Source organism: Escherichia sp. MOD1-EC6300, assembly GCF_002965045.1.
GTDB classification, from domain to species: Bacteria; Pseudomonadota; Gammaproteobacteria; order Enterobacterales; family Enterobacteriaceae; genus Escherichia; species Escherichia coli_F.
In genome coordinates this window covers 153,770-178,772 of the sequence record NZ_PTRH01000008.1, presented here as the reverse complement: position 1 = coordinate 178,772, position 25,003 = coordinate 153,770, and the positions used below count along the sequence as shown (strand labels likewise).

Annotated in this window: 20 protein-coding genes; 13 read left to right on the top strand and 7 right to left on the bottom strand. The window is 51.0% G+C overall.

The genetic code is table 11. The features are described from left to right. Positions 1–81: 81 nt before the first annotated feature. Complete coding sequence (cpdB, locus tag BGE37_RS14265; RefSeq protein ID WP_105288134.1) at positions 82–2,025, bottom strand: 2',3'-cyclic-nucleotide 2'-phosphodiesterase; 1,944 nt, start codon at positions 2,023–2,025, stop codon at positions 82–84. A gap of 189 nt (positions 2,026–2,214) precedes the next feature. Here cpdB and cysQ point away from each other — a divergent pair, with 189 nt between their 5' ends. Together cysQ and BGE37_RS14255 are read left to right on the top strand one after the other, a co-directional pair. Beyond that, a complete protein-coding gene (gene cysQ, locus BGE37_RS14260) occupies positions 2,215–2,955 on the top strand; it encodes a 3'(2'),5'-bisphosphate nucleotidase CysQ (RefSeq protein WP_000886904.1) in 741 nt (246 codons plus the stop codon). Positions 2,956–3,167: 212 nt separating this feature from the next. Next, on the top strand, positions 3,168–4,091 hold the full coding sequence (locus BGE37_RS14255) for a hypothetical protein (RefSeq protein WP_032185764.1): 924 nt from the start codon (positions 3,168–3,170) through the stop codon (positions 4,089–4,091). A gap of 99 nt (positions 4,092–4,190) precedes the next feature. Here BGE37_RS14255 and BGE37_RS14245 read toward each other — a convergent pair whose 3' ends face one another. Next, entirely contained in the window at positions 4,191–4,745 is a 555-nt protein-coding gene (locus tag BGE37_RS14245) for a YtfJ family protein (protein WP_032185766.1), read from the bottom strand. A 325-nt stretch (positions 4,746–5,070) separates the two neighbouring features. Here BGE37_RS14245 and BGE37_RS14240 point away from each other — a divergent pair, with 325 nt between their 5' ends. After that, positions 5,071–5,277: a DUF1107 domain-containing protein gene (locus BGE37_RS14240; RefSeq protein ID WP_000689228.1), complete on the top strand. Its 207-nt coding sequence runs from the start codon at positions 5,071–5,073 to the stop codon at positions 5,275–5,277. A 62-nt stretch (positions 5,278–5,339) separates the two neighbouring features. Here the strand turns inward: BGE37_RS14240 and BGE37_RS14235 are convergent, their stop codons facing one another. Next, positions 5,340–6,683 (bottom strand): hemolysin family protein, encoded by a 1,344-nt coding sequence (locus tag BGE37_RS14235; RefSeq protein ID WP_000934983.1) that lies wholly within the window; start codon positions 6,681–6,683, stop codon positions 5,340–5,342. A 322-nt stretch (positions 6,684–7,005) separates the two neighbouring features. Beyond that, entirely contained in the window at positions 7,006–7,644 is a 639-nt protein-coding gene (msrA, locus tag BGE37_RS14230; protein ID WP_001355104.1) for a peptide-methionine (S)-S-oxide reductase MsrA, read from the bottom strand. 205 nt (positions 7,645–7,849) lie between these two features. On the opposite strand from msrA, the gene tamA reads away from it, so the two are divergent. The 3 genes from tamA to BGE37_RS14210 are packed head-to-tail and all read left to right on the top strand — an operon-like array spanning position 7,850 to position 13,703. Continuing rightward, positions 7,850–9,583, top strand: coding sequence for an autotransporter assembly complex protein TamA (gene tamA / locus BGE37_RS14220; RefSeq protein WP_105288133.1), 1,734 nt, complete (start codon positions 7,850–7,852; stop codon positions 9,581–9,583). Then, positions 9,580–13,359 (top strand): autotransporter assembly complex protein TamB, encoded by a 3,780-nt coding sequence (gene tamB, locus BGE37_RS14215; RefSeq protein ID WP_105288132.1) that lies wholly within the window; start codon positions 9,580–9,582, stop codon positions 13,357–13,359. Before tamA ends, tamB begins: the two co-directional genes overlap by 4 nt. 2 nt (positions 13,360–13,361) lie before the next feature. Then, on the top strand, positions 13,362–13,703 hold the full coding sequence (locus BGE37_RS14210) for a gamma-glutamylcyclotransferase family protein (protein ID WP_001219160.1): 342 nt from the start codon (positions 13,362–13,364) through the stop codon (positions 13,701–13,703). Between the two features lie 378 nt (positions 13,704–14,081). Here the strand turns inward: BGE37_RS14210 and ppa are convergent, their stop codons facing one another. Continuing rightward, the gene (gene ppa / locus BGE37_RS14205) at positions 14,082–14,612 is read right to left on the bottom strand and encodes an inorganic diphosphatase (RefSeq protein ID WP_000055072.1); all 531 of its coding nucleotides are present in this window, start codon (positions 14,610–14,612) and stop codon (positions 14,082–14,084) included. Between the two features lie 309 nt (positions 14,613–14,921). Here ppa and ytfQ point away from each other — a divergent pair, with 309 nt between their 5' ends. The 4 genes from ytfQ (at position 14,922) to yjfF (ending at position 19,531) form a co-directional block, all read left to right on the top strand. Then, positions 14,922–15,878: a galactofuranose ABC transporter substrate-binding protein YtfQ gene (gene ytfQ, locus BGE37_RS14200; protein WP_000265933.1), complete on the top strand. Its 957-nt coding sequence runs from the start codon at positions 14,922–14,924 to the stop codon at positions 15,876–15,878. A gap of 132 nt (positions 15,879–16,010) precedes the next feature. Next, positions 16,011–17,513: a galactofuranose ABC transporter, ATP-binding protein YtfR gene (gene ytfR, locus BGE37_RS14195; protein ID WP_105288131.1), complete on the top strand. Its 1,503-nt coding sequence runs from the start codon at positions 16,011–16,013 to the stop codon at positions 17,511–17,513. Between the two features lie 13 nt (positions 17,514–17,526). Next, positions 17,527–18,549: a galactofuranose ABC transporter, ATP-binding protein YtfT gene (ytfT, locus tag BGE37_RS14190; protein ID WP_123057333.1), complete on the top strand. Its 1,023-nt coding sequence runs from the start codon at positions 17,527–17,529 to the stop codon at positions 18,547–18,549. Further along, positions 18,536–19,531, top strand: a complete 996-nt coding sequence (gene yjfF / locus BGE37_RS14185) for a galactofuranose ABC transporter, permease protein YjfF (RefSeq protein WP_000596021.1) — start codon at positions 18,536–18,538, stop codon at positions 19,529–19,531. The genes ytfT and yjfF overlap by 14 nt, the downstream gene beginning before the upstream one ends. Before the next feature lie 32 nt (positions 19,532–19,563). Here yjfF and fbp read toward each other — a convergent pair whose 3' ends face one another. Continuing rightward, positions 19,564–20,562 carry a class 1 fructose-bisphosphatase gene (fbp, locus tag BGE37_RS14180; protein ID WP_000853753.1) on the bottom strand — a complete coding sequence of 333 codons (999 nt, stop codon included), beginning with the start codon at positions 20,560–20,562 and terminating at the stop codon, positions 19,564–19,566. Positions 20,563–20,737: 175 nt separating this feature from the next. On the opposite strand from fbp, the gene mpl reads away from it, so the two are divergent. Then, a complete protein-coding gene (gene mpl, locus BGE37_RS14175; protein WP_001219783.1) occupies positions 20,738–22,111 on the top strand; it encodes a UDP-N-acetylmuramate:L-alanyl-gamma-D-glutamyl-meso-diaminopimelate ligase in 1,374 nt (457 codons plus the stop codon). Between the two features lie 155 nt (positions 22,112–22,266). Here mpl and yjgA read toward each other — a convergent pair whose 3' ends face one another. Beyond that, complete coding sequence (gene yjgA / locus BGE37_RS14170; RefSeq protein WP_000166277.1) at positions 22,267–22,818, bottom strand: ribosome biogenesis factor YjgA; 552 nt, start codon at positions 22,816–22,818, stop codon at positions 22,267–22,269. Between the two features lie 93 nt (positions 22,819–22,911). Between yjgA and pmbA the strand changes: the two genes are divergently transcribed. After that, positions 22,912–24,264, top strand: a complete 1,353-nt coding sequence (gene pmbA, locus BGE37_RS14165) for a metalloprotease PmbA (protein ID WP_001162173.1) — start codon at positions 22,912–22,914, stop codon at positions 24,262–24,264. A 183-nt stretch (positions 24,265–24,447) separates the two neighbouring features. Continuing rightward, positions 24,448–24,834 carry a cytochrome b562 gene (cybC, locus tag BGE37_RS14160; protein ID WP_001232246.1) on the top strand — a complete coding sequence of 129 codons (387 nt, stop codon included), beginning with the start codon at positions 24,448–24,450 and terminating at the stop codon, positions 24,832–24,834. Positions 24,835–25,003: the final 169 nt, after the last annotated feature.

The window sequence follows — 25,003 nt, the reverse complement described above, 5'->3', positions numbered from 1 at the left end:
GTAGGGCGGATAAGATGCAGCAGCACCGCATCCGCCAATAAATGCCGGATGCGGTTCATATTTATAGACGGGAAAAGTGTTTTACTTACTCAAATCCACCTGATAAATCGCAAAGCCGATATCATCGGTCGCGACTTTATTCATCGGATACTGCCCTTTCTCTTTAATAAACTCTGCGGCTTTATCTGACGGAGAGGTTTCGAAACGGATATCCAGTTTCTTATCGCCGGGAATCGGTGCTAAACGCCAGTTGTTATCTGCCGCCGGGTGAATTTCTCCCGCACGCTTCGACTCATCTGCAATCCACGCTGCCAGCACCGAGCGGTTCTCATCCGGTGAAGCAAAAGCGATATGGCTATCGCCCGTACCTGCAAATTTGCCGCCGTAAGCGCGATAGTTATTGGTGGCAACGAGGAACATCGCGTTCGGATCAATCGGCTTGCCGTTAAAGGTCAGGTTCTTAATTCTTTCCGCATTGGCATTAACCACCTGGCACTCGCCGTCATAGCGGGCGGGCTGAGTAACATCAATCTGATAATTCACACCATCAATGACGTCAAAGTTATAGGTGCGGAAACTATCCCAGTTGATGAGTGACTGCGGTTTCGTGCTGTTAGGATCAATCTGGTTAAACTGTCCGGCGGAGCACTCCAGCCACTCTTTCACCTCTTTACCGCTGGCTTTCACCACAATCAGCGTATTGGGATAGAGATAAAGATCGGCAGCATTACGGAAAGTCAGCTGACCTTTTTCCACCTCCACATAGCTTGCCGGATCATTTTTGCGACCACCGACTTTAAACGGTGCGGCAGCTGAAAGCACCGGCAGTTTTGCCAGATCCGGATCGCCCTGAATGTAATGTTCGACATACGCTTTTTGTGCATTATTCACCACCTGCACGGTCGGATCGTCCTGCACCAGCGCCAAATAGCTATACATATTGTCGGCAGATTTACCGATTGGTTTGCTGACAAACTGGCGTGTGGCGTTGTGATCGGCTTTAAGTGTTTCTACCAGCTTGCTGTCTTCCGCCGCGAGGGATTTTTTATTGGCGATATCGTAAATTGGCCGTGCTTCCGCTTTCGCCTGCGTCACCTGCCATTTTCCGCTGTCATTATTGAGTTGCAGATCGACCACGCCGAGATGATCGCCCCACATGCCCGGCATTACCGCCGGAACGCCGTTCAGCGTGCCTTTGGCGATATCAGCCCCTTTGATATTCGCAAAATCTTTACTCGGGAAGACGGCGTGAGCATGGCCAAACATAATGGCGTCAACGCCCGGAATTTCACTGAGATAATAAACTGAGTTTTCTGCCATCACTTTATACGGATCGGCAGAGAGACCAGAATGCGCCAAAACGACAACGAGATCGGCACCTTTCTCGCGCATTTCAGGTACGTACTTGCGCACAGTTTCCGTTATATCGTTAACGGTGACTTTGCCAGATAAATTAGCTTTATCCCATCCCATAATCTGCGGCGGTACGACGCCAATATAGCCAATCTTCAGCGTCTGTTTTTTTCCGTCTTTATCGATCACTTCGGTGTCTTTAATCAAATACGGTGTAAACATGGGCTGTTTGGTTTTAGCGTCAATGACGTTGGCGTTTACATAAGGGAATTTCGCTCCTGCCAGTGCATTTTTCAGGTAATCCAGACCGTAGTTAAACTCGTGGTTACCGAGTGTGCCGACGGTATAGTCCAGCGTATTCAATGCCTTATAGACAGGGTGAATATCTCCGGCTTTTAATCCTTTCGCCGACATGTAATCGGCCAGCGGACTCCCCTGAATCAAATCGCCATTATCGACCAGTACGCTGTTTTTCACTTCATTGCGGGCATCGTTAATCAGGCTTGCCGTACGTACCAGTCCGAATTTTTCCGTGGCAGTGTCTTTGTAATAATCGAAATCCATCATGTTGCTATGCAAATCAGTGGTTTCCATGATACGCAGATCGACCGTCGCTGCATTCACACTGGCGGCAATCAGCGTGGCCAGGAGCGTTGCGCTAAACTTAATCATCAGGGACATCCTTTTATCATCGGGAATTCGAAAGAAAAGGGAGAATAAACCTCTTACTTTTAGAACAGTGAAGAATGCCACAATTTAACGCTTTGAAAATGATGACACTATCACAGTTGGCGCATTCTTTAACGATAGGGTATAAGTAAAACAACAAGTTAACACCGCTCACAGAGACGAGGTGGAGAAATGTTAGATCAAGTATGCCAGCTTGCACGGAATGCAGGCGATGCCATTATGCAGGTCTACGACGGGACGAAACCGATGGACGTCGTCAGCAAAGCGGACAATTCTCCGGTAACGGCAGCGGATATTGCCGCACACACCGTTATCATGGACGGTTTACGTACGCTGACACCGGATATTCCGGTCCTTTCTGAAGAAGATCCTCCCGGTTGGGAAGTCCGTCAACACTGGCAGCGTTACTGGCTGGTAGACCCGCTGGATGGTACTAAAGAGTTTATTAAACGTAATGGTGAATTCACCGTTAATATTGCGCTCATCGACCACGGCAAACCGATTTTAGGTGTGGTGTATGCGCCGGTAATGAACGTAATGTACAGCGCGGCAGACGGCAAAGCCTGGAAAGAAGAGTGCGGTGTACGCAAGCAAATTCAGGTCCGCGATGCGCGCCCGCCGCTGGTGGTGATCAGCCGTTCTCATGCGGATGCGGAGCTGAAAGAGTATCTGCAACAGCTTGGCGAACATCAAACCACGTCTATCGGCTCTTCGCTGAAATTCTGCCTGGTGGCGGAAGGGCAGGCGCAGCTTTACCCGCGTTTCGGGCCAACCAATATTTGGGACACCGCCGCCGGTCATGCCGTGGCTGCCGCTGCCGGAGCACATGTTCACGACTGGCAGGGTAAACCGCTGGATTACACCCCGCGCGAATCGTTCCTGAATCCTGGGTTCAGAGTGTCTATTTATTAAATACAGATGGCAGAAACAGTGTATTTCCTGATTCTGCCATCCTGATTTGCTCCCAACCTAAAAAATTATAGATATAAAGGGATTATATTTAAAGTGTAAATATTCTAACGCTAATAAGTTATGTTTTAATAATGAGCGTTTTTTGATAGTTTATTTCTTTAACAAGATGTTTAATGGCGACATAGAATAACCAAATATAATAAGGTTGTCATATGTTACCCAAGATCAGACACAATAATTTTTTTGGTGCAGTGGAGTTATTTGTAAAGTCATCGCATACAAAAATACATTCAAATAATTTCTTTAATAATATTCAGCATGCATTTAAGAAAAGGGATTGGATTTCGAATTATGATAGTCTGTTAATTTTAAGGGAGTTCTTTCTTAGAGCAACACAGATCGATAAAAATAGTTATCAGGTGCTTTCATTAAAAGATGAAACCGTTCACTCCATGGATAATTTTCTTATCAGCTTCCGCCTTAAAGATAACGGTGCCGAATATACAATGACATTGCGAGGCACTGGATTTGAATACGAAGAAATCCCTATAACAATAAATGAGTATAACTCATTTATAGACTTTAAAAACCGTGAATTTCCACTAGCACAAAATAGAAGATTGTATACCTATGATATTTTGCAGAAAAAACAGTCTGACATACCTGAAAGGATTAACGGTTATTTTCGGAAGGCGGCGGGTAACTTATCTTACAATTCTGCTTATTTGGAGAATGTAGTAAGCAAATTAAAACGGGGTAAATTTGAACTTGAAGGGCCAGAAGGTAGCATTAAAGAATGTGAAGGATGGTATTTTTGCGAGGAAATAAATAATAGAAATTATGCCATGGTCATAGAATCTTTGGGCTTTGCTCTTAAAATCTATGGAGGGGATGAGGAACTTCGAACTGGCTCTTATATTTTTTTGCAGGGTGAAGATTACTCTCTTATTTACAATTTTCTGGTTAATGCAGGTTACCAACAAGTGGAAATAACCGAGCAAGTGGAAGCGATTGTAAGTGCAAATCTGGCCGCAAACGGTAATTATACCGCAGAAAAGATTCACAAGAAATATAAATCTACCATTGAAGCGTTTAAAAAAGAGGTAAAACCGTTAAACGAGAATAAGGGTTATTGATACTAGTATGAGTTCGGCGTAAAAACTCAGAGACTTAATTCCCCTATCCCATATATATCGATAGGGGAAATTTATTTTCCAGAATTTATGTTATTAACATTATTTGAGCAACTTTTGCAGCAGGTCCATCACTTGCTGCACCTCTTCCTGAGTGAGCGCACCGTCTTTGGCCCATTGCACTCGACCGTCTTTATCCAGCACCGCTACAGCGGAACTTTCTTCATCTAGCTGCCAGGCACCGCGCGCGATGCCATTGCTATCGACAATAAACTGCGACCAGGGATAAAGCTTTTTATTACTCTCCAGACTGCTGCGCACAAACATGCCAGAACCCGGAATCGCGTCGTCGGTGTTCACAATGGTGGTGGTCTGGTAACGATCGTGCGGTAACTTTGCTGATTTAATCGCTTCAATCAGCGTCGCGTTTTTCTCTTTTGCAGAGGTGCGACCAGCAATATGTTGCAGTACTCGCACTTTTCCCACTAACTGCGCGCTGTTCCAGGTTTTGTAGCTAAACTGATCTTTATCAAGCACCAACTCGCCCCGATCGGTAATGCCTATCGGTGGCACTCGTTGACCGGTTTCAAACTGATGTGCGGAAGCCATCATCGGCAACAGCAGGCAGGTGAGTGCCAGAATCTTACGTAGGGTCATGGTGTATCCTTCTTATGATATGCAGGTGATCCGACCACTTGGGGTCTGACTTTTAATCATATGTGCTATTTATCGAATTTCCCGCAAGTGTGATGCCAGTTTGCGGTCAAGCGCACAAATCATATGAAAAATGAATGCTTATACTGAAGACCGCGCTTCGGTAAAAAGATAATTCTGAATAATTGTAACCTTTAGGTAAAAAAAGTTATACGCGGTGGAAACATTACCCGGATAGTCTATAGTCACTAAGCATTAAAATTTGCGCCTCATAATAGTTGGGCCGATTGTGGCACCGCAAAGGCGTAATACTCAGCAGGAGATAACAATGAAAATTTTCCAACGGTACAACCCACTGCAGGTGGCGAAGTACGTAAAGATCCTGTTCCGTGGACGGTTATACATCAAGGACGTTGGCGCTTTTGAATTTGATAAGGGTAAGATTCTTATCCCAAAAGTGAAGGATAAGCTGCATTTGTCAGTGATGTCCGAAGTTAACCGTCAGGTTATGCGTCTGCAAACAGAGATGGCTTAACCAAAGTGCTATGCAGTAAATAAGACGGCTCCTGATTCAGGAGCCGTTGATGTTTCTTGGGGTTACGCGACGTTTTCTTCTTTATCTTTAACGTCAGGCAGTTTGGGCGAAAGGGCGGTGGCCTTGCTGTCGATCCGCGTTACCAGCAACTGGTCGATGCGGTAGTTATCGATATCCACCACTTCAAATTTGTAGCCGGCGAATTTCACCGAGTCGGTGCGTTTCGGGATTTTACGCAGCATAAACATCATAAAGCCGCCGATGGTTTCGTAGTTGCCTGACTGCGGGAACTCATCAATATCCAGCACACGCATTACGTCGTCAATCGGGGTGCCGCCATCAATCAACCATGAGTTCTCATCACGGGCGACAATCTGCTCTTCCAGTCCCTGACCGACCAGATCGCCCATTAGTGTGGTCATTACGTCGTTGAGGGTGATGATCCCCACGACCAGCGCGTACTCGTTCATGATCACCGCGAAGTCTTCACCCGCAGTTTTAAAACTTTCCAATGCCTCTGAAAGGGTTAATGTATCCGGCACAATCAGTGTGTTGCGAATTTGTACGCCGCTGTTCAGTGCCAGGCTTTGGTTAGCCAGCACGCGGTTCAGCAGGTCTTTAGAATCGACATAGCCGATGATGTGGTCAATATCTTCATTACAGACGAGAAATTTCGAGTGCGGATGTTCCGCCACCTTATTCTTCAGACTTTGCTCATCTTCGTGGAGATCAAACCAAATCACGTTTTCACGCGGTGTCATTGACGACGGAACGGTACGGGATTCCAGCTCAAAGACGTTTTCTATCAGCTCGTGTTCCTGTTTACGTAACACGCCCGCCAGTGCACCTGCTTCCACAACTGCATAGATGTCATCAGAAGTGATGTCATCTTTACGTACCATTGGCAGTTTAAAGATACGGAAGATCATATTCGCCAGGCCGTTGAAGAACCACACCAACGGGGTGCAAACGTACAGGCAGAAGCGCATCGGGTTGATGATACGCAAAGCCACCGCTTCTGGCGCAATCATACCGATGCGTTTCGGAGTTAAATCCGCAAACAGGATAAACATGCCAGTTACTAACGAGAAAGAGAGAATAAAGCTCAGTTGCTCAGAGAGTTCCGCCGACATATAGCGGGAGAACAGGCTGTGAAAAGCTGGAGAAAACGCCGCATCACCGACAATACCGCCGAGAATCGCCACTGCGTTAAGACCGATTTGTACCACGGTAAAGAACATGCCAGGATTTTCTTGCATATTCAGAACGCGTTGGGCATTTATATTGCCTTCATCAGCCAGCAGTTTTAGTTTGATTTTGCGTGAAGCGGCAAGTGAGATCTCGGACATCGAGAAGAACGCACTTACAGCGATCAAGCAGAGTATGACAAAAATACTGTTTAACATATCTTATCCGACCTTTCAGGCCAGATCCTCGGAAGGGGAAGTTGATTAATTTGTGTGAAATACACATTGAAAGCCGATTCGAAGAAAGTGAACCGGCATTTTCAGTGGCTAGTATAGCGTAAGGTACTGTAAAGTCGCCAGAGGGTTAAAATTCAGACGACTGATAAATGCAAAACTGCCTGATGCGCTATGCTGTTCAGGCCTACGAAGTCTCTGCAATACATTGAATTTTGAGGGTTTTGTAGGCCTGGCAAGGCGTTTACGCCGCATCCGGCATAAACAAAGCTCACTTTATCAACAATCTGAGTTTGTAACCGTAACGCTATGCTTCCGGCGGCAGACAGACGCCAATTCCGCCAATTCCACAGTAACCATATGGGTTTTTATGCAGATATTGCTGGTGGTCATCTTCGGCATAATAAAATGGTGAGGCGTTAGCGATTTCCGTGGTGATGTGACGATCGTCATCGGCGGCAAGCATCGCCGCCTGAAAACGCTCCAGACTGGCACGAGCGGCGGCATCCTGTTCTGGGGTCAGCGGATAAATCGCTGAACGATACTGCGTGCCGTGGTCATTGCCCTGACGCATTCCCTGGGCGGGATCGTGATTCTCCCAAAATACTTGTAGCAACTGCTCATAGCTGATGACGGAAGGATCGTAAACAATGCGCACCGCTTCGGCATGACCAGTATCACCGGAGCACACTTCCCGATAAGTGGGGTTTGGCGTATATCCGCCGGTGTAACCTGCGGCGGTGCTGTAAACGCCGGGTAACTGCCAGAACAGACGCTCCACACCCCAGAAACAACCCATCGCAAAAATGGCAATCTCCATTCCGTCAGGTACATTGGTCATTGAGTGACCATTGACCGCATGCAGCGTGGCTACGGGCATCGGGGTGTTACGTCCAGGCAGGGCATCGGCGGGGGAAACCAGATGCTTTTTATCAAATAAACTCATGGTGTCGCTCTCCCGAAAATCGGTCATTGGGGTTAAGGTTGTAACAAGAGACGTATTTGCACACAATAACCACCGTGAATAGGTCTAAAGTAAAACATAAGAAATATTTGGGGTTTAGTCTGCTTTTTAATCCATATTACTGGATTTTTGTTAAGCCGTTTAACGGCGTTCCAGGGGCAGGAATAAAGGATATTCAGGAGAAAATGTGCGCTATATCCGACAGTTATGCTGTGTAAGCTTACTCTGCTTAAGCGGATCTGCCGTCGCCGCGAACGTCCGTCTACAGGTCGAAGGGTTATCGGGACAACTGGAAAAGAACGTTCGTGCACAGCTTTCAACAATTGAAAGTGATGAAGTGACGCCAGACCGTCGCTTTCGCGCACGCGTCGATGATGCCATCCGCGAAGGTCTGAAAGCGCTGGGTTATTACCAGCCGACCATTGAATTTGATCTCCGTCCACCGCCAAAGAAAGGGCGGCAGGTATTGATCGCCAAAGTCACGCCAGGCGTGCCGGTGTTAATTGGCGGCACCGATGTGGTATTGCGCGGCGGCGCGCGGACCGATAAAGACTATTTGAAATTGCTCGATACTCGCCCGGCTATTGGTACGGTACTGAACCAGGGCGATTATGAAAATTTCAAAAAGTCCTTAACCAGCATTGCGTTGCGTAAAGGTTATTTCGATAGCGAATTTACCAAAGCGCAGCTGGGCATTGCGCTCGGCCTGCATAAAGCCTTCTGGGATATTGATTATAACAGTGGCGAACGTTACCGCTTTGGGCATGTGACCTTTGAAGGATCACAAATTCGTGACGAATACCTGCAAAATCTGGTGCCGTTCAAAGATGGCGATGAGTACGAGTCGAAAGATCTCGCGGAACTGAACCGCCGACTTTCTGCTACCGGCTGGTTTAACTCGGTGGTGGTTGCACCACAATTTGATAAAGCGCGCGAAACGAAAGTATTACCGTTGACGGGCGTGGTTTCGCCGCGCACAGAAAACACCATCGAAACCGGGGTCGGTTACTCTACAGACGTGGGACCGCGCGTGAAAGCGACGTGGAAAAAACCATGGATGAACTCATACGGTCACAGTTTGACCACCAGTACCAGTATTTCCGCACCGGAACAGATCCTCGACTTCAGCTATAAAATGCCGCTGCTGAAGAACCCGCTGGAACAATATTATTTGGTGCAGGGCGGTTTTAAGCGCACTGAGCTGAACGATACCGAGTCTGACTCCACGACGCTGGTGGCTTCTCGCTACTGGGATCTCTCCAGTGGCTGGCAGCGTGCCATTAACCTGCGCTGGAGTCTCGACCACTTTACCCAGGGTGAAATTACCAACACCACGATGCTGTTTTATCCGGGGGTGATGATTAGCCGCACGCGTTCTCGCGGTGGCCTGATGCCAACCTGGGGCGACTCACAACGCTACTCTATCGACTACTCCAACACGGCCTGGGGCTCAGATGTTGATTTCTCCGTTTTCCAGGCACAAAACGTCTGGATCCGTACACTGTACGATCGCCATCGTTTTGTTACGCGCGGCACGCTGGGCTGGATTGAAACCGGGGATTTCGACAAAGTACCGCCGGATCTGCGTTTCTTCGCTGGGGGCGACCGCAGTATTCGTGGCTACAAATATAAATCTATCGCCCCGAAATACGCCAACGGTGACCTGAAAGGGGCATCGAAGTTGATAACCGGATCGCTGGAGTACCAGTACAACGTGACCGGAAAATGGTGGGGCGCGGTATTTGTCGATAGCGGCGAAGCGGTAAGCGATATTCGCCGCAGCGACTTTAAAACCGGTACCGGGGTTGGCGTGCGCTGGGAATCGCCGGTCGGGCCAATCAAACTCGATTTTGCCGTACCGGTCGCGGATAAAGACGAACACGGGTTACAGTTTTACATCGGTCTGGGGCCAGAATTATGAGTTTATGGAAAAAAATCAGCCTCGGCGTGGTTATCGTTATCTTACTGTTGCTGGGATCGGTGGCGTTTCTGGTGGGCACCACCAGCGGCCTGCATCTGGTATTTAAAGCGGCGGATCGCTGGGTGCCAGGACTGGATATTGGCAAGGTCACCGGCGGCTGGCGCGATCTCACCTTGTCTGACGTTCGTTATGAGCAGCCAGGCGTGGCGGTAAAAGCGGGCAATCTCCATCTGGCGGTCGGGCTTGAGTGCCTGTGGAACAGTAGCGTTTGTATTAATGACCTGGCGCTGAAAGACATTCAGGTCAACATCGACAGTAAAAAAATGCCCCCTTCTGAACAGGTTGAAGAAGAGGAAGATAGCGGGCCGCTGGATCTCTCCACGCCGTATCCCATCACCCTGACGCGGGTGGCGCTGGATAACGTCAACATCAAGATTGATGACACCACGGTATCGGTGATGGACTTCACCTCCGCCCTGAACTGGCAGGAGAAAACCCTGACCCTGAAACCGACGTCGCTGAAAGGCCTGTTGATTGCTTTGCCGAAAGTGGCGGAAGTGGCGCAGGAAGAGGTCGTCGAACCGAAGATTGAAAATCCGCAGCCGGATGAAAAACCGCTCGGCGAAACGCTGAAAGATCTCTTTTCTCGCCCGGTATTGCCGGAAATGACCGACGTGCATTTGCCGCTCAACCTGAATATTGAAGAGTTTAAGGGTGAGCAGCTGCGCGTGACGGGCGACACGGACATCACCGTGAGCACCATGCTGCTGAAAGTGAGCAGCATTGACGGCAATACCAAACTGGATGCCCTGGATATCGATTCCAATCAAGGGATCGTCAACGCCAGCGGCACGGCGCAGCTATCAGACAACTGGCCGGTGGATATCACCCTCAACAGCACACTGAACGTGGAGCCGTTGAAAGGTGAAAAGGTGAAGCTGAAAGTGGGCGGCGCGCTGCGCGAACAGCTGGAGATAGGCGTTAACCTTTCCGGTCCGGTGGATATGGATTTACGCGCCCAGACGCGACTGGCAGAAGCCGGATTGCCACTCAACGTGGAAGTGAACAGCAAACAGCTTTACTGGCCGTTCACTGGTGAGAAGCAGTATCAGGCGGATGATCTGAAACTGAAACTCACCGGTAAAATGACCGATTACACGCTCTCTATGCGCACGGCAGTGAAGGGACAGGAGATCCCGCCCGCGACCATTACCCTTGATGCCAAAGGCAATGAACAGCAGGTCAATCTCGACAAACTCACCGTCGCGGCGCTGGAAGGGAAAACTGAACTCAAGGCGCTACTCGACTGGCAACAGGCAATTAGCTGGCGCGGTGAGTTAACGCTTAATGGCATTAACACCGCGAAAGAGTTCCCGGAGTGGCCGTCGAAACTCAATGGTTTGATTAAAACGCGCGGTAGTCTGTATGGCGGCACCTGGCAGATGGACGTGCCGGAGTTGAAGCTGACCGGTAACGTCAAACAGAACAAAGTGAATGTTGACGGTACACTAAAAGGCAACAGTTACATGCAGTGGACCATCCCTGGGTTGCATCTGGAACTGGGGCCAAACAGTGCCGAAGTGAAAGGTGAACTGGGGGTAAAAGATCTCAATCTTGATGCCACCATCAACGCGCCGGGGCTGGATAATGCGCTACCAGGACTGGGTGGTACAGCGAAAGGGTTGGTGAAAGTACGCGGCACAGTGGAAGCACCGCAGCTGCTGGCCGATATCACCGCGCGCGGTCTGCGCTGGCAGGAACTTTCCGTGGCGCAGGTTCGCGTGGAAGGCGATATCAAATCCACTGACCAGATTGCGGGTAAACTTGACGTACGCGTTGAGCAAATCTCGCAGCCCGATGTGAATATCAACCTCGTCACTCTGAATGCCAAAGGCAGCGAAAAGCAGCACGAGCTACAGTTGCGGATTCAGGGCGAACCGGTTTCCGGGCAGCTTAATCTGGCAGGAAGTTTTGATCGCAAAGAAGAACGCTGGAAGGGAACACTTAGCAATACCCGCTTCCAGACGCCAGTCGGCCCGTGGTCGCTGACCCGCGATATTGCGCTGGATTATCGCAACAAGGAGCAAAAAATCAGCATCGGGCCACACTGCTGGCTTAACCCGAATGCGGAACTGTGCGTGCCGCAAACCATTGATGCCGGGGCTGAAGGGCGTGCGGTGGTAAATCTCAATCGCTTCGACCTCGCCATGCTGAAACCGTTTATGCCAGAAACCACACAGGTCAGCGGTATCTTCACGGGTAAAGCGGATGTCGCATGGGACACCACTAAAGAAGGGCTGCCACAGGGGAGTATCACCCTTTCGGGGCGTAACGTGCAGGTAACGCAAACCGTCAACGATGCGGCGCTGCCCGTGGCGTTTCAGACGCTGAATCTGACGGCGGAGTTACGTAACAACCGTGCCGAATTGGGCTGGACCATTCGCCTGACCAATAACGGCCAGTTTGATGGACAGGTGCAGGTGACCGATCCGCAAGGCCGCCGTAATCTTGGTGGCAACGTTAATATCCGTAACTTCAACCTTGCGATGATAAATCCCATCTTTACCCGTGGGGAAAAAGCAGCGGGGATGGTGAGTGCTAACTTACGTCTGGGTGGTGATGTACAAAGCCCGCAGTTGTTTGGTCAGCTCCAGGTTACGGGTGTGGATATCGACGGCAACTTTATGCCGTTTGATATGCAACCGAGCCAGCTTGCGGTCAACTTTAACGGTATGCGCTCGACGCTTGCTGGTACTGTGCGGACCCAACAGGGAGAAATCTACCTGAGCGGTGACGCCGACTGGAGCCAGATTGAAAACTGGCGGGCGAGGGTAACCGCGAAAGGCAGTAAGGTACGGATCACCGTGCCGCCGATGGTTCGAATGGATGTATCCCCAGATGTTGTATTCGAGGCTACACCAAACCTGTTTACTCTCGACGGTCGCGTGGATGTCCCTTGGGCGCGCATTGTGGTGCATGAGCTGCCGGAAAGCGCGGTGGGCGTTTCCAGCGATGTGGTGATGCTTAACGATAACCTGCAACCGGAAGAGCCGAAAACGGCGTCTATTCCGATTAACAGCAACCTGATTGTCCACGTTGGCAACAATGTGCGCATTGACGCCTTCGGCCTGAAAGCGCGGCTGACGGGCGATCTCAACGTCGTACAGGACAAACAAGGACTGGGCCTGAACGGGCAGATCAACATCCCTGAAGGTCGCTTCCATGCCTATGGTCAGGATCTGATTGTGCGTAAGGGTGAGCTACTGTTCTCTGGTCCGCCGGATCAACCGTATCTTAATATCGAAGCTATTCGTAACCCGGATGCTACAGAAGACGACGTAATCGCCGGAGTTCGCGTCACGGGTCTGGCGGACGAACCGAAAGCGGAGATCTTCTCTGACCCGGCCATGTCGCAACAGGCTGCCTTGTCTTATTTGCTACGTGGACAAGGGTTGGAGAGCGATCAGAGTGACAGTGCGGCGATGACCTCAATGCTGATTGGTCTGGGGGTTGCACAAAGTGGTCAGATTGTGGGTAAAATCGGCGAGACGTTTGGCGTAAGCAATTTAGCGCTCGACACAGAGGGAGTAGGCGACTCCTCCCAGGTGGTGGTCAGCGGCTATGTATTGCCAGGTCTGCAAGTGAAATACGGCGTGGGTATATTTGACTCAATAGCAACACTCACGTTACGTTATCGCCTGATGCCTAAGCTATATCTGGAAGCCGTGTCTGGTGTAGATCAGGCACTGGATTTGCTCTATCAGTTCGAGTTTTAGCAATGCGAATATTTGTCTACGGCAGTTTACGCCACAAACAAGGCAACAGTCACTGGATGACCAATGCCCAGTTACTGGGCGATTTCAGTATCGATAACTACCAGTTGTATAGCCTGGGCCACTATCCAGGCGCAGTTCCGGGGAACGGAACAGTACACGGTGAAGTTTATCGTATTGACAACGCCACGCTGGCCGAACTTGATGCCTTGCGCACCAGGGGCGGTGAATACGCGCGCCAGTTGATTCAGACGCCGTACGGGAGTGCATGGATGTACGTTTATCAACGACCCGTCGATGGATTAAAGCTAATTGAAAGCGGCGACTGGTTAGACAGGGATAAGTAATAATAAAAGCACGCCACCTTCGGGTGGCGTTGTTTTATGCGATGTATCTCGCGATTTTTTTTGTAACTTCCCTATCTTTAGCTTTTCTCTCCGAGCCGCTTTCCATATCCGTAAACGCATAAAAAACTCTGCTGGCGTTCACAATTACGCAGGGGTAAAACGGGGGCACGCTTTGAACGGTGAGAATGAGTGAGGTTGGCTAATTTCCAGCAAGCGGCTATGAACAGCAAAATGGTGGTCTAGTTTAGCTTGTTCTTACCGTTCAAGCCTTGCAAGCGCTGAGAATAATGATAGGGGAATAGAGAGTTTATATATTGCGGGCATAAAAAACCCTTACTAACCGAAGCCCGGCGTTCAGGGTTATGGCACTAGAAGAATTTATTTATTCTTGGCGCGCTCGAAGGAGGCAACGATTTCAGCTTTAGCGGCTTCTGCGTTTTCCCAGCCTTCAACTTTCACCCACTTGCCTTTTTCGAGGTCTTTGTAGTGCTCGAAGAAGTGAGCGATCTGTGCTTTCAGCAGTTCAGGCAGATCGTTAACGTCTTTGATGTGATCGTATTCTTTGCTCAGCTTGGTGTGCGGAACAGCAATCAGTTTCGCATCTTCACCAGCTTCGTCGGTCATTTTCAGAACGCCAACCGGACGGCAGCGAATCACAGAACCTGGCTGCAGCGGGTACGGAGTCGGGACCAGTACGTCAACCGGGTCACCGTCCAGAGACAGGGTGTGGTTGATGTAACCGTAGTTGCACGGATAGAACATCGCGGTGGACATGAAGCGGTCAACGAACAGTGCACCGCTCTCTTTGTCGATTTCGTATTTGATCGGATCTGCGTTAGCCGGGATCTCAATAACAACGTAGATGTCTTCCGGCAGATCTTTACCCGCAGGGACGTTGAGTAAGCTCATGTCTGTTTCCTTTAAAAATATGTGGCAAACAAGTGCCGAGTATTATAGCCAACTCGCGCCGAATGTCTTCGCTTGTTTTCGTCTTCATTTTCCTTTTTCGCCAGTTTTAAGAAGGTTTACAGAGCAGGAAAATCCATAACCGTAGCCGCATTTTTCATAGTGAGATGAAAGCGATTACAAACTTGTGATTAACGTTTTATTTACTTTTTTGAAGTGTGATGTAACGCAATCCGTTACATAACGAATTGTCTATAGTTTTTTCGCGAACATCTTTTCACCAATAATAATTACCCCGACGAGGACAACCCTATGTGGAAACGCTTACTTGTAGTCTCTGCAGTCTCGGCAGCCATGTCGTCTATGGCGTTGGCTGCTCCATTAACCGTTGGATTTTCGCAGGTCGGATCGGAATCCGGCTGGCGCGCCGCAGAAACCAATGTGGCGAAAAGTGAAGCCGAAAAGCGCGGAATTACGTTGAAAATTGCCGATGGTCAGCAAAAGCAGGAAAACCAGATTAAAGCGGTACGTTCCTTCGTCGCGCAAGGGGTGGATGCGATCTTTATCGCTCCGGTGGTAGCGACCGGTTGGGAGCCGGTATTAAAAGAGGCGAAAGATGCCGAAATCCCGGTCTTCTTGCTTGACCGTTCCATCGATGTGAAAGACAAATCTCTCTATATGACCACCGTCACTGCCGACAACATTCTGGAAGGCAAGTTGATCGGTGACTGGCTGGTAAAAGAAGTGAATGGCAAACCGTGTAACGTGGTGGAGCTGCAGGGCACCGTTGGGGCCAGTGTCGCCATTGACCGTAAGAAAGGCTTTGCCGAAGCCATTAAGAATGCGCCAAATATCAAAATTATCCGCTCGCAGTCAGGTGACTTTACCCGTAGTAAAGGCAAAGAAGTGATGGAGAGCTTTATCAAAGCGGAAAACAACGGCAAAAACATCTGCATGGTTTACGCCCATAACGATGACATGGTGATTGGTGCAATTCAGGCAATTAAAGAAGCGGGCCTGAAACCGGGCAAAGATATCCTGACAGGCTCTATCGACGGCGTGCCGGACATCTACAAAGCGATGATTGATGGCGAAGCGAACGCCAGCGTTGAACTGACGCCGAACATGGCAGGCCCCGCTTTTGATGCGCTGGAGAAATATAAAAAAGACGGCACCATGCCTGAAAAGCTGACCCTGACCAAGTCCACCCTTTACCTGCCTGATACTGCAAAAGAAGAGTTAGAGAAGAAGAAAAACATGGGGTATTGAGGGGCATCAATGCCTGATGCCGACTTGTGGGCCGCCGGATAAGGCATTCACGCCGCATCCGGCGGTTGTGCGAGATGCCTGATGCGACGCTGTTGTGTCTTATCTGGCGCACGCTTTACAACGGGGGAAACTATGAATACTAACCAACACCAGGAAATCCTCCGCACCGAAGGATTAAGTAAATTTTTCCCCGGCGTCAAAGCGTTAGACAACGTTGATTTCAGCCTGCGCCGTGGTGAAATCATGGCGCTGCTCGGTGAAAACGGGGCGGGAAAATCAACGCTAATCAAAGCATTAACCGGTGTCTACCACGCCGATCGTGGCACCATCTGGCTGGAAGGCCAGACTATCTCACCGAAAAATACCGCCCACGCACAACAACTCGGCATCGGCACCGTCTATCAGGAAGTCAACCTGCTACCCAATATGTCGGTCGCTGATAATCTATTCATAGGTCGCGAACCCAAACGTTTCGGCCTTCTACGCCGTAAAGAGATGGAAAAGCGCGCCACCGAACTGATGGCATCTTACGGTTTCTCCCTCGACGTGCGGGAACCGCTCAACCGCTTTTCAGTCGCGATGCAGCAAATCGTCGCCATTTGCCGGGCCATCGATCTCTCCGCCAAAGTGCTGATCCTCGATGAACCCACCGCCAGCCTCGATACTCAGGAAGTAGAGTTACTGTTTGGCCTGATGCGTCAGTTGCGCGATCGCGGCGTCAGCCTGATCTTCGTTACTCACTTTCTCGATCAGGTCTATCAGGTCAGCGATCGGATCACCGTCTTACGCAACGGCAGTTTCGTAGGCTGTCGGGAAACCCGCGAGCTACCGCAGATCGAACTGGTAAAAATGATGCTGGGGCGCGAGCTGGACACCCACACGCTACAGCGTGCCGGGCGAACATTGTTAAGCGACAAACCCGTTGCCGCGTTCAAAAATTACGGCAAAAAAGGAACGATCGCACCGTTTGATCTCGAAGTACGCCCCGGCGAGATCGTTGGCCTGGCAGGCTTGCTGGGATCAGGACGTACCGAAACCGCCGAAGTGATCTTCGGGATCAAACCTGCTGACAGCGGCACGGCGTTGATCAAAGGCAAACAGCAAATCCTGCGATCGCCACATCAGGCTTCGGTACTGGGTATCGGCTTCTGCCCGGAAGACAGGAAAACCGATGGCATCATCGCCGCCGCCTCGGTGCGGGAAAATATCATCCTCGCTCTCCAGGCCCAGCGCGGCTGGTTACGGCCGATTTCGCGCAAAGAACAGCAAGAGATTGCCGAACGCTTTATCCGCCAGCTTGGCATTCGCACACCTTCCACCGAACAGCCGATTGAGTTTCTCTCCGGTGGCAATCAGCAAAAAGTGCTGCTCTCTCGCTGGCTGCTGACTCGTCCACAATTTCTGATCCTCGACGAGCCAACGCGCGGCATTGATGTTGGTGCCCACGCTGAGATCATCCGCCTGATTGAAACGCTATGCGCCGATGGTCTGGCGCTGCTGGTGATCTCCTCCGAACTGGAAGAGCTGGTGGGCTATGCCGACCGGGTGATTATCATGCGCGATCGCAAACAGGTTGCGGAGATCCCGCTGGCAGAGCTTTCCGTTCCGGCGATCATGAACGCCATTGCGGCGTAAGGAGAACTGTGTGATGCCTCAATCTCTCCCGGACACTACGCCGTCGAAAAGGCGCTTTCGCTGGCCAACGGGAATGCCGCAGCTGGCGGCGCTATTGCTGGTGCTGCTGGTCGATAGCCTGGTGGCCCCGCATTTCTGGCAGGTGGTGCTTCAGGATGGGCGTTTGTTCGGTAGCCCCATCGACATTCTTAATCGCGCCGCCCCGGTTGCGCTACTGGCGATTGGCATGACGCTGGTTATCGCCACCGGTGGTATCGATCTCTCCGTAGGGGCGGTGATGGCTATCGCCGGAGCCACAACGGCTGCGATGACGGTCGCGGGATTCAGCCTGCCGATTGTTTTGTTAAGCGCCCTGGGCACCGGCATCCTGGCGGGATTGTGGAACGGCATACTGGTAGCGATCCTCAAAATTCAGCCGTTTGTCGCCACCCTGATCCTGATGGTCGCCGGGCGCGGCGTGGCGCAACTGATCACCTCCGGGCAGATCGTCACGTTTAACTCGCCGGATCTCTCATGGTTTGGCAGCGGATCGCTGTTGTTCCTGCCAACGCCAGTCATTATTGCGGTGCTGACGCTTCTTCTGTTCTGGCTGTTGACCCGCAAAACGGCACTGGGGATGTTTATCGAAGCTGTTGGTATCAACATTCGGGCGGCAAAAAATGCCGGAGTCAACACGCGGATCATCGTCATGCTCACCTACGTGTTGAGCGGGCTATGTGCGGCGATTGCGGGCATTATCGTGGCGGCGGATATTCGCGGTGCCGATGCCAATAACGCCGGGTTATGGCTGGAACTGGACGCCATTCTTGCGGTGGTGATTGGCGGTGGATCGCTGATGGGCGGGCGCTTTAACCTGCTGCTCTCAGTGGTAGGGGCGCTGATTATTCAGGGGATGAACACCGGGATCTTGCTTTCTGGCTTTCCGCCGGAGATGAACCAGGTGGTGAAAGCGGTGGTGGTGCTTTGCGTGCTGATTGTTCAGTCGCAACGCTTTATCAGTCTGATTAAAGGAGTGCGTAGCCGTGATAAAACGTAACTTGCCACTGATGATCACCATCGGCGTCTTTGTGTTGGGCTATCTCTACTGCCTGACGCAGTTCCCCGGTTTTGCTTCCACAAGAGTGATCTGCAATATCCTGACCGATAACGCCTTTCTGGGGATTATTGCCGTCGGCATGACCTTTGTGATCCTCTCCGGAGGGATCGATCTCTCCGTCGGTTCGGTGATCGCCTTTACTGGGGTGTTTCTGGCAAAGGTGATTGGCGATTTCGGCCTCTCGCCGCTGCTGGCGTTTCCACTGGTGCTGGTGATGGGCTGTGCCTTCGGCGCATTTATGGGGCTTTTGATCGACGCCCTGAAGATCCCGGCGTTTATCATTACCCTGGCAGGAATGTTCTTTTTGCGCGGCGTCAGCTATCTCGTTTCGGAAGAATCGATCCCGATAAACCATCCTGTTTATGACACGCTCTCAAGCCTTGCATGGAAAATCCCTGGTGGCGGTCGCTTAAGTGCGATGGGGCTACTGATGCTGGCGGTGGTAGTTATCGGCATATTCCTCGCGCATCGTACCCGTTTTGGTAATCAGGTATACGCCATTGGTGGCAACGCGACGTCGGCGAACCTGATGGGCATTTCCACTCGCAGCACCACTATTCGCATTTATATGCTCTCCACCGGGCTGGCAACACTGGCGGGGATTGTTTTCTCGATTTATACCCAAGCCGGATATGCGCTGGCGGGCGTAGGTGTGGAACTGGACGCTATCGCCTCAGTGGTGATTGGCGGTACACTTTTGAGCGGTGGCGTTGGAACAGTACTTGGGACGCTTTTTGGCGTGGCGATTCAGGGACTGATTCAGACATATATCAACTTTGACGGTACGCTGAGTTCCTGGTGGACGAAAATCGCCATCGGCATTTTGCTGTTCATTTTTATTGCCTTACAGCGTGGATTAACGGTGCTGTGGGAGAATCGCCAGAGTTCGCCAGTGACAAGAGTCAATATTGCGCAGCGATAAAAACGCCTCTCCGTATGGAGAGGCGCAGGAGATTACGCGTCCGGGAACTCACGGATAAAGCGTTCGACATCTTCAACCATATGGTCATTGCCGACAAAGAACGAACGACGCTGGTGCAGGGTTTCCGGGATGATATCCAGAATACGCTCTTTGCCATCGCTCGCTTTACCGCCCGCTTGTTCCGCGAGGAACGCCATCGGGTTGCACTCATACAGCAAACGCAGTTTGCCGTCCGGGTGGCTGGCGGTGCTTGGGTAGAGATAAATCCCACCTTTCAGCAGGTTACGGTGGAAATCCGCGACCAGTGAACCGATATAACGTGAGGTATACGGGCGGTTGGTAGACTTATCTTCTTCCTGGCAGAATTTAATGTACTTCTTCACCCCGTTCGGAAACTTAATGTAGTTTCCTTCGTTGATGGAGTAGGTTTTGCCTTTCTCCGGGAAGCGCATCCGTTCCTGGCACAGGCAGAAAACGCCAAGCGAAGGATCGTAAGTAAAGGCATGAACACCGCATCCGGTGGTGTAAACCAGCATGGTAGAGGAGCCGTATACCACGTAACCTGCCGCAACCTGTTTGTTACCAGGCTGGAGGAAATCTTCTTCCGTTACCGGCGTGCCAACAGGCGTAACGCGGCGGTAGATGGAGAAAATGGTACCGACAGAGACGTTAACATCGATGTTGGACGAGCCATCCAGTGGGTCCATCAGCACCACGTATTTTGCGTGTTCACAGCCTTCAAAGACGACAATCTCATCTTCTTCTTCAGAGGCAATGCCCGCAACGATATCGCGTGCTTTCAGTGCGGCTTTCAGTTTTTCATTAGCGAACAAGTCGAGTTTCTGCTGAACCTCGCCCTGCACGTTCTCAGCACCGCTGGCACCCAGGATATCAACCAGTCCTGCTTTGTTGATATCGCGATGGATAATCTTGGCGCCCAGTTTTATTGCCGACAGCAAAGCAGTGAGCTCACCGGTAGCATGAGAAAACTCGTGCTGCTTTTCGACAATAAATTCACCTAACGTTTTCATAAAACTTTCCCTGCAATGTTTATGGAGTAAAGCGACCGCAACAATCTTAACAAATAATCTCAATGTTGCGCTCAGGTGAATCGCGCCAGCAAATTACGGATTATCCTGAAATGCGTTTCTCACTTGCCCGACATATGCGTAAAATGAGCGCCAGATTAAAAAAGGATAGTGACGTATGCGCATTCATATTTTAGGAATTTGTGGCACGTTTATGGGCGGTCTGGCGATGCTGGCGCGCCAGTTAGGCCATGAAGTAACGGGTTCGGACGCCAATGTGTATCCGCCGATGAGCACCTTACTTGAGAAGCAAGGCATTGAACTGATTCAGGGTTACGATGCCAGCCAGCTCGACCCGCAGCCGGATCTGGTGATCATTGGCAACGCCATGACCCGTGGAAATCCGTGTGTGGAAGCGGTACTGGAAAAAAACATCCCTTATATGTCTGGCCCGCAGTGGCTGCACGATTTTGTGCTGCGTGACCGCTGGGTGTTGGCCGTTGCCGGTACACACGGCAAAACCACCACGGCGGGAATGGCGACCTGGATTCTGGAACAGTGTGGCTATAAACCGGGTTTTGTGATCGGCGGTGTTCCGGGGAACTTTGACGTTTCGGCACGTTTAGGCGAAAGCGACTTCTTTGTTATCGAAGCGGATGAGTATGACTGCGCCTTCTTCGACAAACGCTCTAAATTTGTCCATTACTGCCCGCGTACGCTGATCCTCAACAACCTTGAGTTCGATCATGCCGATATCTTTGACGACCTGAAAGCGATCCAGAAACAGTTCCACCATCTGGTGCGTATCGTTCCGGGGCAGGGGCGTATTATCTGGCCGGAAAACGACATCAACCTGAAACAAACCATGGCGATGGGCTGCTGGAGCGAGCAGGAGCTGGTGGGCGAGCAGGGGCACTGGCAGGCGAAAAAGCTGACCACTGACGCTTCCGAATGGGAAGTCTTGCTGGATGGCGAAAAAGTGGGCGAAGTGAAATGGTCGCTGGTGGGCGAACATAATATGCACAACGGCCTGATGGCGATTGCGGCGGCCCGTCATGTTGGCGTAGCGCCGGCAGATGCTGCTAACGCGCTGGGTTCGTTTATTAACGCTCGTCGTCGTCTGGAGTTGCGCGGAGAAGCAAATGGCGTGACGGTGTATGACGATTTTGCCCATCACCCGACGGCGATTCTGGCAACGCTGGCTGCGCTGCGCGGCAAAGTTGGCGGTACGGCGCGCATTATTGCCGTGCTGGAACCGCGCTCAAACACCATGAAAATGGGGATCTGCAAAGACGATTTGGCACCTTCATTAGGTCGTGCCGATGAAGTCTTCCTGCTGCAACCGGCGCATATTCCGTGGCAGGTCGCAGAAGTGGCAGAAGCCTGCGTTCAGCCTGCACACTGGAGTGGCGATGTTGATACGCTGGCAGATATGGTGGTGAAAACCGCTCAGCCTGGCGACCATATTCTGGTGATGAGCAACGGCGGTTTTGGTGGAATTCATCAGAAACTGCTGGATGGGCTAGCGAAGAAAGCGGAAGCCGCGCAGTAATTCTGCCTCAGCCTGATATAGTGTGTGTAGGCCGGATAAGGCGTTCACGCCGCATCCGGCATTTGAGCATAGTGCCTGATGCGACGCTTGATGCGTCTTATCAGGCCTACAGGTGCACCGCATCCGGCAAACCATACTCACATCAACAACGAAAATTACCCTTCGTTTTCCGCTAACTCACGCAGATACTGGAAAATCTGGCGCGCGGATTTCGGCGGCTTATTCCCTTCTTTCTCTTTCTTCGCGTTGCGGATCAGAGTACGCAGTTGCTGACGATCGGCATCGGGCCACAGATTCAATACTTCAGCGATGGCGTCATCACCTTGCTCGATCAGACGATCGCGCAGGTTTTCCAGTTTATGGAACAACACCACTTGCTGGTTGTGGCGGTTTTTCAGCTTATCCAGCGCCTGACGGATCGGTTCTACGTCGCGCTGGCGCAGCATCTTACCGATGAGCTGCAACTGGCGGCGGCGACCTTCCATCTTAATACGCTGGGCGAGCTCAATAGCCGCACGCAGATCCGCGTCTAACGGGATCTTATCCAGTGCGTTTTTCCCCAGATCAACAATTTCTGCGCCAAGGCGTTTTAGCTCCTCGGCATCACGTTTAATTTCACTTTTACTGACCCAGATAATTTCATCGTCTTCGTCTTCGATGTCATCACCGGGAACGTCGTCGAGCCAGTCTTCGGGCTGCTTAGTCATCTCAGGCTCCTTAAAAAAAGAGGCTAATGTTACCAGTTAAGATGCGCACTGAAAAACGGTTCTCTGTTAGACTTCAGAGAAACTCTCTACATTATGGCACTTGCAATGAAAGTAATCTCTCAAGTTGAAGCGCAGCGCAAGATTCTGGAAGAAGCAGTTTCCACTGCGCTGGAGTTGGCCTCAGGCAAATCGGACGGTGCGGAAGTTGCCGTCAGCAAGACCACCGGCATTAGCGTTAGCACGCGATATGGCGAAGTGGAGAATGTCGAATTCAATAGCGATGGCGCGCTGGGGATCACTGTTTATCACCAGAACCGCAAAGGCAGCGCATCGTCTACCGATTTAAGTCCGCAGGCCATTGCCCGCACCGTACAGGCAGCGCTGGATATTGCCCGTTATACCTCGCCAGATCCCTGTGCCGGCGTGGCAGACAAAGAGCTGCTGGCCTTTGACGCGCCGGATCTCGACTTGTTTCACCCTGCGGAAGTTTCCCCGGATGAAGCTATTGAACTGGCGGCTCGCGCAGAACAGGCAGCATTACAGGCGGACAAGCGTATTACCAATACCGAAGGTGGCAGTTTTAACAGCCACTACGGCGTAAAAGTTTTTGGCAACAGCCACGGCATGTTGCAGGGTTATTGCTCAACGCGTCATTCACTCTCAAGCTGCGTAATTGCCGAAGAAAATGGCGATATGGAGCGTGATTACGCCTACACCATTGGTCGCGCGATGAGCGATCTGCAGACGCCAGAGTGGGTCGGGGCCGATTGTGCTCGTCGTACTTTATCGCGCCTGTCACCGCGTAAACTTTCCACCATGAAAGCGCCGGTAATTTTTGCCAATGAAGTGGCAACCGGACTTTTTGGGCATCTGGTGGGGGCGATAGCGGGTGGATCGGTTTACCGTAAATCCACCTTCCTGCTGGATTCGCTGGGTAAACAAATTCTGCCGGATTGGCTGACCATTGAAGAGCATCCGCATTTGCTGAAAGGGCTGGCATCTACACCATTCGACAGCGAAGGTGTGCGCACCGAGCGCCGCGATATCGTCAAAGATGGTATCCTGACTCAGTGGCTGCTGACCAGCTATTCGGCGCGGAAACTGGGGCTGAAAAGCACCGGACATGCGGGCGGTATTCACAACTGGCGGATTGCCGGGCAAGGGCTAAGCTTCGAACAAATGCTCAAAGAGATGGGCACCGGGCTGGTGGTGACGGAGCTGATGGGCCAGGGCGTGAGTGCCATTACCGGTGATTATTCCCGTGGTGCTGCGGGCTTCTGGGTAGAGAATGGCGAAATTCAGTATCCGGTTAGCGAAATCACCATCGCAGGTAATTTAAAAGATATGTGGCGCAATATTGTCACCGTCGGTAACGATATTGAAACACGCAGCAATATACAGTGTGGTTCTGTGCTGTTGCCGGAGATGAAAATCGCCGGGCAGTAAAAAAGCTGGCGCGACCTGCCGCGCCATAAACTAAAAAATTACACAAAATCATTCGCGCTGCATCGAGACGGAAAGTGAATGAGAGCCGGGGAGCGTACTCGTAGTACGTGACCCGGTCGAATGAGCGTAGCCGTCGATGAGGCAGTGTGAAGGATGAAGTGTAAATAAAAAAGGAAGTGAGCAATGCGCAAAAGCCTGTTAGCTATTCTTGCAGTCTCCTCGTTGGTATTCAGTTCGGCGTCGTTTGCCGCTGATCTTGAAGACAATATGGAAACCCTCAACGACAATTTAAAAGTGGTCGAAAAAGCCGATAACGCGGCGCAAGTCAAAGACGCGTTAACCAAAATGCGCGCAGCGGCGCTGGATGCGCAAAAAGCAACGCCGCCGAAGCTCGAAGGCAAATCGCCAGACAGCCCGGAGATGAAAGACTTCCGCCACGGTTTCGACATTCTGGTCGGTCAGATAGACGACGCGCTGAAGCTGGCTAATGAAGGTAAAGTAAAAGAAGCGCAGGCTGCCGCAGAGCAACTGAAAACGACCCGCAACGCCTATCACCAGAAGTATCGTTAATTCCTTATTGGGCGGTGAAACGTTACCGCCCAACGCTTTCTTACCCTTCGAAAAATCACCGCAATATCTATCTTCACCACGACATAATCCTGCGTGTCATCCTCATTTTTGCGAGGCGTTTTCCAGAAATGAATGTAATGCATATGTACTGCTATAATGCATTACACTT

Bases quoted from the DNA above. Each gene is read 5' to 3' on its own strand.
- pmbA (WP_001162173.1), top strand. From the start codon at position 22,912: ATGGCACTTGCAATGAAAGTAATCTCTCAAGTTGAAGCGCAGCGCAAG.
- BGE37_RS14235 (WP_000934983.1), bottom strand. From the start codon at position 6,683: ATGTTAAACAGTATTTTTGTCATACTCTGCTTGATCGCTGTAAGTGCG.
- yjgA (WP_000166277.1), bottom strand. From the start codon at position 22,818: ATGACTAAGCAGCCCGAAGACTGGCTCGACGACGTTCCCGGTGATGAC.
- BGE37_RS14245 (WP_032185766.1), bottom strand. From the start codon at position 4,745: ATGACCCTACGTAAGATTCTGGCACTCACCTGCCTGCTGTTGCCGATG.
- BGE37_RS14255 (WP_032185764.1), top strand. From the start codon at position 3,168: ATGTTACCCAAGATCAGACACAATAATTTTTTTGGTGCAGTGGAGTTA.
- cpdB (WP_105288134.1), bottom strand. From the start codon at position 2,025: ATGATTAAGTTTAGCGCAACGCTCCTGGCCACGCTGATTGCCGCCAGT.
- ytfQ (WP_000265933.1), top strand. From the start codon at position 14,922: ATGTGGAAACGCTTACTTGTAGTCTCTGCAGTCTCGGCAGCCATGTCG.
- fbp (WP_000853753.1), bottom strand. From the start codon at position 20,562: ATGAAAACGTTAGGTGAATTTATTGTCGAAAAGCAGCACGAGTTTTCT.
- ytfR (WP_105288131.1), top strand. From the start codon at position 16,011: ATGAATACTAACCAACACCAGGAAATCCTCCGCACCGAAGGATTAAGT.
- msrA (WP_001355104.1), bottom strand. From the start codon at position 7,644: ATGAGTTTATTTGATAAAAAGCATCTGGTTTCCCCCGCCGATGCCCTG.
- cysQ (WP_000886904.1), top strand. From the start codon at position 2,215: ATGTTAGATCAAGTATGCCAGCTTGCACGGAATGCAGGCGATGCCATT.
- BGE37_RS14240 (WP_000689228.1), top strand. From the start codon at position 5,071: ATGAAAATTTTCCAACGGTACAACCCACTGCAGGTGGCGAAGTACGTA.
- mpl (WP_001219783.1), top strand. From the start codon at position 20,738: ATGCGCATTCATATTTTAGGAATTTGTGGCACGTTTATGGGCGGTCTG.
- ppa (WP_000055072.1), bottom strand. From the start codon at position 14,612: ATGAGCTTACTCAACGTCCCTGCGGGTAAAGATCTGCCGGAAGACATC.
- ytfT (WP_123057333.1), top strand. From the start codon at position 17,527: ATGCCTCAATCTCTCCCGGACACTACGCCGTCGAAAAGGCGCTTTCGC.
- cybC (WP_001232246.1), top strand. From the start codon at position 24,448: ATGCGCAAAAGCCTGTTAGCTATTCTTGCAGTCTCCTCGTTGGTATTC.
- tamB (WP_105288132.1), top strand. From the start codon at position 9,580: ATGAGTTTATGGAAAAAAATCAGCCTCGGCGTGGTTATCGTTATCTTA.
- BGE37_RS14210 (WP_001219160.1), top strand. From the start codon at position 13,362: ATGCGAATATTTGTCTACGGCAGTTTACGCCACAAACAAGGCAACAGT.